This window comes from Glycomyces sambucus (genome assembly GCF_900102815.1).
GTDB classification, from domain to species: Bacteria; Actinomycetota; Actinomycetes; order Mycobacteriales; family Micromonosporaceae; genus Glycomyces; species Glycomyces sambucus.
Genome location: NZ_FNGF01000004.1, coordinates 265,588 through 277,362, shown reverse-complemented (window position 1 = coordinate 277,362; position 11,775 = coordinate 265,588). Strand labels below are relative to the sequence as shown.

The 11,775-nt window shown below is 73.8% G+C and carries 9 protein-coding genes; 3 read left to right on the top strand and 6 right to left on the bottom strand.

Translation table 11 applies throughout. The features are described 5' to 3' along the window. Nucleotides 1-19: 19 nt before the first annotated feature. The 3 genes from BLS99_RS13765 to BLS99_RS13755 all read right to left on the bottom strand — a co-directional run bounded on the left by BLS99_RS13765 (nt 20) and on the right by BLS99_RS13755 (nt 4,292). A complete protein-coding gene (locus BLS99_RS13765) occupies nt 20-1,120 on the bottom strand; it encodes a PP2C family protein-serine/threonine phosphatase (RefSeq protein WP_091050445.1) in 1,101 nt (366 codons plus the stop codon). A 280-nt stretch (nt 1,121-1,400) separates the two neighbouring features. Continuing rightward, nucleotides 1,401-3,530 (bottom strand): alpha-galactosidase, encoded by a 2,130-nt coding sequence (locus BLS99_RS13760; RefSeq protein WP_091050442.1) that lies wholly within the window; start codon nt 3,528-3,530, stop codon nt 1,401-1,403. A gap of 120 nt (nt 3,531-3,650) precedes the next feature. Continuing rightward, a complete protein-coding gene (locus BLS99_RS13755; RefSeq protein WP_091050439.1) occupies nt 3,651-4,292 on the bottom strand; it encodes a TetR/AcrR family transcriptional regulator in 642 nt (213 codons plus the stop codon). 80 nt (nt 4,293-4,372) lie between these two features. Between BLS99_RS13755 and BLS99_RS13750 the strand changes: the two genes are divergently transcribed. Then, complete coding sequence (locus BLS99_RS13750) at nt 4,373-5,824, top strand: serine hydrolase domain-containing protein (RefSeq protein WP_176953355.1); 1,452 nt, start codon at nt 4,373-4,375, stop codon at nt 5,822-5,824. Nucleotides 5,825-5,843: 19 nt separating this feature from the next. Here the strand turns inward: BLS99_RS13750 and BLS99_RS13745 are convergent, their stop codons facing one another. Together BLS99_RS13745 and BLS99_RS26240 are read right to left on the bottom strand one after the other, a co-directional pair. Next, the gene (locus BLS99_RS13745) at nt 5,844-7,823 is read right to left on the bottom strand and encodes an ABC transporter ATP-binding protein (protein ID WP_143034795.1); all 1,980 of its coding nucleotides are present in this window, start codon (nt 7,821-7,823) and stop codon (nt 5,844-5,846) included. A 98-nt stretch (nt 7,824-7,921) separates the two neighbouring features. After that, on the bottom strand, nt 7,922-8,515 hold the full coding sequence (locus BLS99_RS26240) for a TetR family transcriptional regulator (RefSeq protein WP_091050429.1): 594 nt from the start codon (nt 8,513-8,515) through the stop codon (nt 7,922-7,924). A 166-nt stretch (nt 8,516-8,681) separates the two neighbouring features. Here BLS99_RS26240 and BLS99_RS13735 point away from each other — a divergent pair, with 166 nt between their 5' ends. Continuing rightward, nucleotides 8,682-9,353: a MarR family winged helix-turn-helix transcriptional regulator gene (locus BLS99_RS13735; protein WP_091050426.1), complete on the top strand. Its 672-nt coding sequence runs from the start codon at nt 8,682-8,684 to the stop codon at nt 9,351-9,353. A gap of 60 nt (nt 9,354-9,413) precedes the next feature. On the opposite strand, the gene BLS99_RS13730 is transcribed toward BLS99_RS13735, so the two are convergent. Further along, nucleotides 9,414-10,502 carry a hypothetical protein gene (locus tag BLS99_RS13730; RefSeq protein ID WP_091050422.1) on the bottom strand — a complete coding sequence of 363 codons (1,089 nt, stop codon included), beginning with the start codon at nt 10,500-10,502 and terminating at the stop codon, nt 9,414-9,416. Nucleotides 10,503-10,637: 135 nt separating this feature from the next. On the opposite strand from BLS99_RS13730, the gene BLS99_RS13725 reads away from it, so the two are divergent. Next, nucleotides 10,638-11,708: a serine hydrolase domain-containing protein gene (locus BLS99_RS13725; protein WP_091050419.1), complete on the top strand. Its 1,071-nt coding sequence runs from the start codon at nt 10,638-10,640 to the stop codon at nt 11,706-11,708. Nucleotides 11,709-11,775 lie beyond the last annotated feature (67 nt).

Genomic DNA, 11,775 nt, shown 5'->3' with positions numbered 1-11,775 from the left:
ACCTGGCCCCTTCGCCCGGTCAGACCGGGCGGACCCGCACGGCGAGGACCGCCATGTCGTCGGTGACCCGGTAGCCCTGCTGCTGCACGTCGGTGAACAGGAAGTCCACGACCGCGGCGGGGCCGGGGAACGGTTCGCCGACGGCCAGGCGCTCGCGCAGCCGGTCCGCCAGCGGGTACTCGCGCCCGGCCCGGTCGCGGGCCTCGATGAGCCCGTCGGTGTAGGCGACGACGAAGTCCCCGGGCCGGAGCGCGCGGCCGACGCCGGTGGTCTGGAGGTGCTGCTCGCCGAGGAGCCCGAGCGGGGGCGCGGGCTTGACCGGGATCGGTTCGACCTCCGTGCCGCGCAGGAGCAATGGCGCGTGGTGACCGAAGCTGCGGAGTTCGACGTACCCGCCGTCGACCGGGTACGCCATGAGCAGGGCCGTGGCGAACTCCTCGGTGAAGCCGCCGTTGCAGTCGTTGCGCAGGCGCATGCGCCGCTCCAGGCGCACGCCGAGCCCGTGCAGGTCGAAGTCGTCCAGGGCGCCTTCGCGGAAGGACCCGAGCATCGCCGCGGTGGTCGCCACCGCCTTGAGGCCGTGGCCGGAGACGTCGCCGATGACGGCCCGCACGCCCCACGGGGTGTCGATGAGGTCGAAGAAGTCGCCGCCCAGGGGGCTCTCGGTGTCGGCGCCGCGGGAGTGGACGGCGCAGTCGAGGCCGCCGACGCGGCGGGGGAGCCGGGGGAGCAGGGCCTGCTGGGCGGCCTGCGCGACCATGTCGACGCTCAGGAGCCTGGCGAGCACCCGGTCCCGCAGGAACGCGATGAGCACGCTCGCCGCTCCGATGAGGACCACGGTGACCAGCTCCGACTCCATGTCGTGCGGCGCGCCGGGGTTCATGGTGAGCCGCAGCAGCAGGCACGCGGCGACCGACACGAGCGCGACGACGGCGGTGGTCCGCGGGCCGTTGACGAGGGCCGCGAGCGGCGGCATGGCGGCGATGACGGCCCACAGGTGGACGCTGAGGATCATCAGGTCCAGCGGGACCATGACGAGCACGAGGATGATCGGCAGCGCGCGCAGCCACCCCAGCTCCGCGGTCTTGCGCAGCGCCAGCATCTGCGGCAGGCGTTCCACGGCGCCGCCCGGTCAGTCCGGGGCCGGGGGACGGTCCTGGAGGGACCGGTCGCCCGGGCAGGGGCCGCAGGCCGCGGCCGGTCCGGTGCCGCCCTCCGGCGCCCGGGAACGGCCCCCGGCCGCAGGTGAACGTCTCCTCATGTCTCCTCCGTCCCGCGTGTCCCTTCGGTTCGATCTTGCCCGCCGGGACGGCTCCGCGTGGACGTCTCGCCTGAATTGCGAGCGCTCCACGCGGGCGGGACGGAGGCGGCCGGCGCCCGCGGGCACCGGCCGCACCGCTCTACTCGGAGGTCAGGTGGAGCAGGACCGCCTGGGTCGGCCACAGGCCCGGGAGCTGGAGGCCGATGTCGGTGAGTAGGCGCCCGGAGACGCGGATCGGCTCGCCGCCGAGCCACGGCGGGGTGGTCCAGCCGGCCCGGACCGCGCCGATCTCGGTGCGCACGCGCACCGTGTAGCGCCGGTCCGGGTCGAGCCCGTCGAGGCGCACGCGCTCGGGCAGCGCCTCCTCCAGCGACGCGACCGTGGCGAGCGTGAAGACCGCCTCGGACCGGTCGGGGGCCACGACCCCGCGCACGCGAAGCGCCGGGTCCACGGTGTCGGGGTGGACCACCGAGCCGGTGTGCAGCAGCGCGCGCAGTTCCTTGTAGAGCGCGGCGAACGCGGTGATCCGCTCGGTCTCCTCCTCGTCGCACGAGAGCAGGTCCCACTCGAACCCGGCCGAGCCCTGGAGCGAGGTCGCGATCCGGAACGGCAGCGGCGTGCTGCGCCCCGAGGAGTGCGCGGGGGAGGGGCCGACGTGGGCGCCGATGAGCTCGGGCGGGAGCACCAGCTCGGTCCAGCGCTGGATGTCCTGGCGCTCGACCGGGTCGTTGGAGTCCGAGCCCCACACGCGGTCGGTGTGGGCGAGGACGCCCAGGTCGGTGCGGGCGCCGCCGGAGGAGCACGACTCGATCTCCAGGCCCGGGTGGTCGGCCTTGAGCCGCGCGATGAGGCGGTAGGCGGCGAGGGTCTGGAGGTGCGTCCCGGGCCGTCCCTCGTGGACGGCCTCGACCAGGTCGCGGTTGTGGTCCCACTTGATGAAGGCGATGCCGAGGCGTTCGACGAGCGCGGCCATCTGCGAGCGCAGGTGCTCGAACACGTCGGGGTTGGCGAGGTCGAGCACGTACTGGGTCCGGAACGACAGGCCCTCGGGCGAGGGCACCGACGCGGGGTTCGCGAGCAGCCAGTCGGGGTGGGCGCGGGCGGTGTCGGAGTCGAGGTTCACCATCTCCGGCTCGAACCACAGCCCGAACTGCATCCCGAGCGAGCGCACGAGCGCCGCCAGCGGCTCCAGGCCATCGGGGTGCACCGCGGGGTCCACGACCCAGTCGCCGAGCCCGGCCTTGTCGTCGCGGCGCAGGTGGAACCAGCCGTCGTCGAGGACGAACCGCTCGACGCCGACCGCGGCGGCCCGGCGGGCCAGGGCCTCCAGGCGGGTCGGGTCGTGGTCGAAGTAGACGGCCTCCCACGTGTTGAGGACGAGCGGGCGCGGCGAGCGCGGGTGCTGGGGCCGGTTCCGCATCCACGTGTGGAAGCGGTCGGCGACGCCGTCGAGTCCGTTGGCGGAGAACGAGAAGTACGCGGTCGGGGTCCGGTACGACTCGCCCGCGGCGAGGCGGATCTCCGCGGGGCGCAGCAGCTCGCCGGCGCCGAGGACGGTGCCGTGCTCGGTGAGGCGGTCGGTGCGGTGGCGCACGTCGGCGCTCCAGCCGAGGTGCACGGCCCAGACCTCGCCGGTGCGGTTGCGCGGCAGGCCCTCCGACGCGAAGGTGACCCACGGCGAGTCGTGGCCGCTGCGGCCGCGGCGCGTCTCGCGGACGGTGGTGCCGCGCGGCATGGGGCCGCTCAGCGGCGCCTTCTCGCGCGCCCACTTGCCGGAGAAGGCGGTGAGGTGGTCGGCCGACTTCGGCACGGGCAGCACGGCTTCGAGCCACGCGACCTCCACCGTGCCGCCGCCGGTGTTCGTCAGCTCGTGGTCGAGGAGCACCAGGCCGCCCGCGCCGATCGACAGGCGGGTGCGGAGCGCGAGCCCGTTGGCCTCGTCGGTGGCGGCGATCTCGGCGGCGTCCTCGCCGGTCGGCGCCGTGGTCGAGGTCCAGCGGGGGAACAGCGGCAGGCCGTCGCGGGTGGCGAGCAGGGCGGGGCGCCCGGCCCAGCCGTCCGACTCCTGCGGGACGAGCGGCACGCGCCAGGCAGCGTCGAGGGTCCCCGGCGGCGTCTGGCGGCCGGTCGCCGCGTCGAGGGCCGCGAGGTCGTCCGCGTCGAGCGGGCCGGGGTCGGCGCCCCAGTGCAGGACGGCGGGCAGGCCCGCGCCCGCGCCGTCGAGGATGAGGGCGACGCCGTCGCGGCGCAGCTGGGTCGGAGAGGTCACGGTGCTCCCTGGGGTTCGTGCGTGCAGGTCCGGGCCGAACCTATCCTTCGACGATTAAATTTACAAGCGAAACTATTGTTCAGTCGGCGGAGCGGCCGCGGGGGAGCGCCGCGGGTCCCGCTACCGGTAGTGGCGGCAGGTGCCGGGGAAGTAGTGCGCGAGGCGGGCGGTCAGGATCGCGGTCGCGGCCCCGCGGAGCGGCAGGCCGCCGACGGGCCGGTCCGGCTCCCGGTACAGGTCGTCGGCGAGGCCCGCGACCAGGGCCGCGAGTTCGGCCGCGGCGAGTTCGGCGTCGGTGTCCGCCTCGACCTCGCCGCACTCCTTGCCGTTCGTCACCGCGCGCGCGAGCTCGCCCCGGACGACGGCCGCGGCCCGGCCCGCCGCCTCCGCGACCGTGGGGTTATCGAGGGCGCGGGCGTGGAAGGCCCGGTCGACGCGGTACTCGCCCCTCCGGTCCTCGTCCAGGGGCCACAGCTCGGGCAGGCAGCGCAGCAGGATCGCGCGGATCGGCTGCCGGCCGGCCTCGCCCTCGGCGATGAGGCGGGCCACCCGGTCGAGCTGGTCGGCCTGCATGCGTTCGTAGGCGAACAGCAGCAGCGCGTCCTTCGACGGGAAGTAGTGCTGCACCAGCCCCACCGAGCAGCCGACCTCGCGGGCGACGGCGGCGACGGTGGCCGCGTCGAGGCCGTCGTGGGCGACGAGGCGGCGGACCGCCTGGGCCATCTGGGCGCGGCGGAGGTCGTGGTCTGCGGTCCTGGGCACCCGATAATCATATAGGTGTATGGTTATCGCGAAACCATATGACCATACGGTTATTCCCGCACCCACCTCCGAGGGAACCCATGCACGCCATCCCGTTGGCGGCCCTGGCCGCCGCACTCCTCCCGCTCCCCGCCCCGCACCAGCAGGCCCCGGAACCGGACGCCGCGATCGTCGCCTACCTCGAAGACCGCTTCGCGGCCACGGGCGTCCCCGGCGCCGCCTACGCCGTGGTCGACCTGGACGGCGGGAGCCGCACCTACGCCTGGGGCGAGGACGGCGACGGCGACCCCGTCGACGCCGGCACGGCGTTCCTGTGGGGCTCGGTCGCCAAGCCCGTCACCGCGACCGCCGCGATGACCCTGGTGGAGGACGGTCGCCTCGACCTCGACGCGCCCGTCACCGACTACCTCCCCGACTTCACGCTCGCCGGCGGCGCCAACGGGATCACCACGCGCGACCTGCTGGAGCAGACCAGCGGCATCCCCGAGGGCACCGGCATCACCGACCGCTTCGACCACCGCGAGGACCCCTTCGGCGACGCCGTGGCCGACCTCGCCGGCGTCGAACCCCTCGCCGAGGCGGGTGAGGCGTTCGAGTACGCCAGCGCCAACTACGTGGTCGTCGGCGCGGTCGTCGAGGCCGCCTCCGGCATGCCCTACGAGGAGTACCTGCGCGCGGCCGTCCTCGAACCGCTCGGCATGGACGGCGCGGTCGCCACCGAGGAGGCCGCCGAGTCCCTTCCGGACGGCCACACCGCCGCCTTCGGGCAGGCCGTGCCCGTCCCGGCGTACTACGACCAGACCGGCCCCAGCTACGGCTACCTCGGCGGTACCGTCACCGACCTCCAGCGCTTCGCCGAGGCCCACCTCGGCAACGGGCTGATCTCCCCGGAGTCCTTGGCGCTCATGCACACCGGCGCCGCCGAGGTGAACGACACGATCGACTACGGCCTGGGCTGGCGCGTCGACGCCCGCAACGCCGACCTCGGCACCGGCACCGTCTGGCACACCGGCGCCGCCCCCGGCTTCGCGGCCGGGGTGATCCTCCTGCCCGAGCACGGCAAGGCCCTCGTGGTCGCCCAGAACCGCTACGCGCACTTCGAAGGCGACGCCCTCATCGGCACGATGCTCGGCGCCGCCCGCCTCCTCGCCGGGGGCGAGCCCGACCCGATCGAGACCGGTCCGCTGTACCCGGCGCTGCTCATCGGCCTCGGCGTCCTGGTCCTCGCGGCCCTGGCGGCCGTCGTCCTCACCCTGGTTCGCATCCGCCGGAGCCGCAAGCCCCTGCGCCGCAAGTGGACCGGCGCCGCGGGCATCGCCGCCTGGTGGGCGCTCGCGGCGCTGGTCGCCTACACCGCCTGGGACCTCGTCCCCGGCCTCGCCCCGAGCGCGACCCTGTTCCGCCTCTTCGCACCCGACATCGCCTGGCTCCTCACCGCCCTCGCCGCCGCCGCCCTCCTCCTGGCCGCGGCCCGCACCTGGAAGACCCTCCTCCGCAGGCAGAAGACCACCGCCCGCGAGTCCACCACCTGACCGGCGGCGCCCTGGCACCTCAGACGGCGTAGGACCGCGCCTGGAGGTTCCACAGCTCGGCGTACGCCCCGCCCGCGGCGAGGAGGCCGCGGTGGGGCCCGAGTTCGATGAGCTTGCCGTCCTCCAGGACCGCGATGGCGTCGGCGTGGACGACGCCCTGGAGGCGGTGCGAGATGAGCACGGTCGCGGCGGTGCCGGAGCGGGCGCGGAGGGTGTCGAACAGGGCGGCCTCGGCGCGGGCGTCGAGCGCCGACGAGGGCTCGTCGGCGAGCAGCAGCCCGCCTTCGTCCCGGTACAGGCCACGGGCGGAGGCGAGGCGCTGCCACTGGCCCCCGGAGAGGTCGGTGCCGTCGCGGTACTGCCGGTCGAGGAGCTGCTCCCAGCCGTGGTCGAAGCCCTCGATCATGGCGAGGGCGCCGGCGTCGCGGGCGGCGCGTTCGAGGCGGGACCGGTCGACGGGTGTCTCGGCGCGGCCGAGCGCGATGGAGCGGGCGGCGGTGAAGGGCCAGCGCTGGACCTGCTGGGCGATGACGCTGACATGGGGCCGCCAGCGGGCGGGGTCGATCCGGGTGATGTCGACGCCGTCCCAGAGGATCTGCCCCGAGGTCGGCGTGTAGAGCCCGGCGAGGAGCTTCATGAGGGTGGTCTTGCCGGACCCGTTCTCGCCGACGAGGGCGACGGTCTCGCCGCGGCGGATCGTCACAGAGACGCCGGTGAGCGCGTCGGTGTCCTTGCCGGGGTAGCGGAACGAGACATCGCGGACCTCGATGACCTCCGGGACCGGCAGCGGCTCGGCACCGCCGCCGGGGGCGGGGTCGGCGAGGTGCGGCTGGGCGGCGATGCGCTCGGCGGCGAGGGCGTCGAACTCGCGGCGGTCGGCGGCATAGAGGCCGTCGGTGTAGATCTCGTTGACCGCGACCAGGAGGTTCGCCATCGCGCTCGAGCCCTGGCCGAGCGCGACCACAGCCGCGGCGGCGACCGCGAGGGGCACGGTGCCGGCGGCGAGCATCCACAGCAGGATGCCGTAGACGCCCGCGACGGCGAGTCCCGAGAGGGCCTGCCCGACGGCGCGCGTGACGGTCTGCTTGCGGATGACGGCGAGGTCGGCGCCGGTCTCGGCACCGAGCATCGCTCCGTGCTGGCCGAGGAGCCACGGCCCGGCCTGGTGGTAGCGCAGGTCGTCGGCCGTCCACCGGGAGTCCATGAGCCACTGCACCATCCACAGCCTGCGGCGCCGCGCGACCCGGGAGCGGTTGGAGACGTACATGAGCCGCGCCGAGCGCACCGCGGCCCAGCCGGCGGGAAGGGCCGCGGCGAACAGCAGCGGGATGAGCACGGGGTGGATCACCGCGAGGGCCGCGGCGACGGCCGCGACGGTGACGACCGCGGTCACGAAGTCGACGGTGTGGCGCACGAGGTCGACCTGGGCGCGCGAGCCGCGGTCGTTCGCGGCCTCCATGCGGTCGGCGAACCGGTCGTCGTCGAAGGCGGTCCGCGGCACCGCGACGGCGAGCGCGTAGAAGCCGCGGTCGACCTCGGCGAGCACGAGCGGTTCGAGGCGCTGTTGCGCCCATCCCGAGCCGATCCCCAAGGCGCCCTTGGCGGCCGTGACGGCGGCGAGCAGGATGAGGGACGGCAGCGAGGCCGAGACGCGGTCCCAGGTGGGGCCGGAGGAGAACAGCTCCCGCGTCACGTCGGTGATCGCCAGGAGCGCGGTGGTGGTGGCGACGCCCGCGGCGATGTTGAGCGCGAGGGCGAGCACGGTCAGGCCGGGCGCGGCGGCCCATGCGGTGGCGAGCGCTTCGCGCACGAGCCCGGGGAGGCGGCGCGCCATCCGCCAGAAGGAGGCGGTCTCGGCCTCCTCGGCGTGCGCGTACCAGGCGATGTCGTCGAGTTCGGGGAGCGCGGTCGCCGCAGTGGCCTTCCCGCCCTTGCGCTGCCCGGGGATGGCCCACCGCCACCGTCGTATACGGCACTGTTGCATCCGGCCCTGTCGCACCCGGCCTCCTCGTGGTCGCCTGCGATCATCCCAGGCGGCTGCGACAGTCCGCTGTCCTCGAACGCGCGACGGGGCGTCGGGTTCGCGACACCGGGGCGTCAGGGCCCGGCGGGGGCGAAGCCGTGTTCGAGGAGGGTCAGGGCGCGGTCGATGAAGGCGAAGGGCGGGCCGTCGAAGCCCGAGCGCCACCAGTGGCGCATGGCGCCGACGAGGGCGCCGACGAAGGCGTGGACGAAGACCTGGGTCTCGAAGCGGTCCTCGTCGGCGGCGAGGGCGGCGGCGATGCCGCGGGACTTCTCGTACGCGTGGAGGATGAACGCGGCCTCGACCGCGGGGTTGGCGTAGACGAGCGACAGGCGCCGCTCGGCCTGCCGGAGGTCGTCCTCGCCCATCGCGGCGACGGCGGCGGTGAGCACGTCCCGGAGCGCGCGGAGCGGGTCGTCGCCGCCGAAGTAGGCGGTGAGCGGGCTCGGCGGCTGCTCGTCGCCCTCGTCCCAGATGACCAGCATCTCCTTGGTGCCGAAGTACCGGTAGACGGTCCGCGGCGAGACGTCGGCGGCGGCGGCGACGGCCTCCATGGCGACCTGGTCGAAGCCGTGCGCCTCGAACAGGTCGAGGGCGGCCTCCTGGATGCGGTGCATCGCCTTGAGCTTCTTGCGCGCCTGCATGCCGGGGCCGGTGTCGGAGTCCATGCGCACATCCTAGGCAGGGACTGCCTGGTGGCAGGGGCTGCCGCAGCAAGAACCGGAGGGTCCTGCAAATAATCGAAGGAACCTGTTGTCATTCGAAGGCTCCTTCGTTTACGATGTATGAAGGAACCTTCGGAACGACCGGAGGTCCGGACCGAAAGGAACGATCATGTCGAACGAACACGACGACACCGCCCCGCGCGACGAGCGCGCCGGGGACTGGGACGACGACGGGCTCAACCTGACCGCGCGCCTCCCGTACCTGCTCATGCTGCTGCGCCGCAGCGACGCGCAGCTCCGCGGCCGCCACCCGCGCGGCGGCGCCTACCAGGGCCAGGGCCGCGTCCTGCACCTGCTCTCGCTCCAGTCGCCCATCGCGCAGAAGGAGCTCGCGTACCTGCTGGGCATCCGCTCGCAGTCGCTGGGCGAACTGCTCACCAAGCTGGAGGACGCCGGCCTGGTCCGGCGCGAGCCCAGTGCCGAGGACCGGCGCACGAGCATGGTCGACCTCACCGACGCCGGCCGCGCCGCGGCCGAGCAGCACGAGGCCGAGCCCGCCGGGGACCCGTTCTCGGTGCTGACCAAGGAGGAGCAGGAGCAGTTGGCCGCCCTGCTGGACAAGGTGATCGACGAGATCGAGTCGCACCTGCCCGACGGCCTCGACCCGCACATGCGCAAGTTCAAGCAGATGGCCTTCGGCTTCGACGGCCCCGGCCCGTGGGGCGGCTTCGGCCCCGGCTGGGGACCGGGAGGCCCCGGAGGCCATGGCGGAGGCGGCCGCCGAGGCGGACGCCGCGGCTTCGGCCGCTCCCCCCGCACCGACCGCCAGTGGGAGTGGTGACCCCCGCCCGAGACGCCGACCGACCCCCGGTCGGCGTCTCACCCTGATCGGAACGCGGGTCTACCCGCCCGCGAGGTGGTCCTGGGCGTTGGCGAGGTAGTCCTGGATCTGCTGCTCCCAGGCGTAGACCTCGGATTCGCGGTCGATCATCTGCTCGACGTACATGCGGGCCCAGGTCTCCTCGGCGTCCTCGCGCAGGCCCGCGGACTCGGCGCATTCGGCGAAGTTGAGGGCCATCGCGAACTCGTAGGCCACGGGGTCGTCGGCGTCCTCCGCCGCGTCGGAGAGGGGCGGGACCTCGACGCCTTCGACCGAGGCGGCGCCCTCGTAGAACTGGCCGACGTACCAAGGGACGGGCAGATAGCCGAGGTCGTCGAAGTGCCACTGGCCGTGCCCGCGGTCCTCGACGCAGTCGAGGAACGCCTGCTCCTGGTCGATGTACCGCACCGACAGCTCCTTGTAGAGTTCCCCGTCGCCCACCCATGTCAGCGGGCTCTCCAGGTCCGGCCTGGCCCAGAACGAGCCCCACTCGCGCTCGTGGTGCACGGGTTCGCCGTAGACGATCTCGATCGCCTCCAGCTCGCACCCGCCGAACGGCGGCTCGTCGGCCGCTTCATTGCCGCCGCCCGAGTTCCGCTCCTCCAGGTACGCGGCGCGCTCGGGCCCGTGGAACGCGTCCAGCCACGCGCGCTGGTACTCCTCGCCGAGCGCACTCCACTCCTGGTACTCCTCATACTCGGCCGGGTCGTCCCAGCCCGCCTCGGTGCCGGCGAAGCCGAGGAAGTCGAGGTCTTCGCGCATCGCCAGGGCCGCATCGGTCTCGGTCGCGGACACCCAGTACCCGAACCCGAACTTCCCGGCCTGCTCCACGGTGGGGATGCGGGCGTACGGGGAGTCGAAGCCCTCGAAGCGGTTGGGGACCATCATGCCGTGCATGAGGTTCCGGTCGTGGACGGTGAAGCCCTGGTCCTGCATGCACGTCGCCGCGACCCGGGTCTCGGCCTGGGTCAGCTCCCACGCGAGTTCGGAGCCCTGCTCCAGGCTCTGCTCGATCCGCGCGACGTCGTCGTCGGTGACCTCGGCGGGCTCGTCGGAGCATCCGGTCAGGACCAGCGTCGCGGCGGCGAGTACGACTGCGGTACGGCGCATGGGGCCGCCTTTCCGAAGGGGGAGTTCAGGGTAGTACGCCGCCGCTGTGCCGGAGGTCACGGTTGACCTTGACCCAGGGGCAGGGTGGAGGGTTCCCGCATCGGCAGGGAGCCGAGGGAGCTTGAGGAGGCCGCCATGTCGCACCACTTGCAGGAGACGATCGAGGAGCTGGTCGGGCCGGGCATCATCGGGATCGCTGTGCGCGTCAACGACCAGGACGGCGAGTGGACCGGCGCCGCCGGTGTCGCCGAGCTCGGCGGGGCCGCCCTGCCGCCGGTCGACGGCTTCGTGCGGATCGGCAGCAACACCAAGACGTTCACGGCGGCCATGGTGCTGCGGCTCGTCGCCGAGGGGAGGATCGAACTCGACACTCCGGTCGCGGGGTACCTGCCCGAGTTCGCGATCGACGCCCGGATCACGGTCCGCATGGTCCTCCGGCAGACCAGCGGCCTGTTCAACTTCACCGGCGAGGTGCACGAGGACGGGACGATGGCGTTCGGCGTCACCATCCCCTACGGCCCCAACGGGAACGAATGGCTGGAGCGGCGGTTCGAGCGGCACCGGCCGCAGGACCTGGTCGCGCTCGCGCTGAGCCGGCCCGCGCGGTTCGAGCCCGGCGCGCGCTGGGGCTACGCGAACACGAACTACGTGCTCGCCCGCCTCCTCGTCGAGCGCGCCACCGGCCGCAGCGCCGCAGCCGAGCTGCGGCGGCTCGTCCTCGACCCGCTCGGGATGTCGCACACCTCCATCCCGGACGGCCCCGACCTCCCCGAACCGCACGCCCGCGCCTACTACCGGCACGGCGACGCCATTGCGGACATCACCCGCCAGGACCCCTCCTGGGTCGGCGCGGGCGGCGACATGATCGCCACGACCCGCGACCTCCACACGTTCATCGCCGCGCTCACCGGCGGCGGCCTCCTGCCGCCCGACCTGCGCGAGGCCATGCTCACCCCGGTCGCCACCGGCATCCCGAACATGGACTACGGCATGGGCGTCTTCCTCCTGACCACAGAGGACGGCTCGACCGTGGTCTCCCACAACGGCGCCGCCGTCGGCCACGCCGCGCTCATGTACAGCACCCCGGACGGCTCCAAGACCCTGACGGCCGCGCTCAACTGCGTGGACGACGCCGAGCTGTCCGTCGCCGCCGCGTTCCAAGGCGCCCAGCAGCGCCTCCTCAACGAGGTGTTCGGGAACCGCTGACGATTCGGCCGCGCCCGGCGGGGCGCGGCCGGCCACCGCGCGGCGGCACCGCCGCCGCGCCCGCACC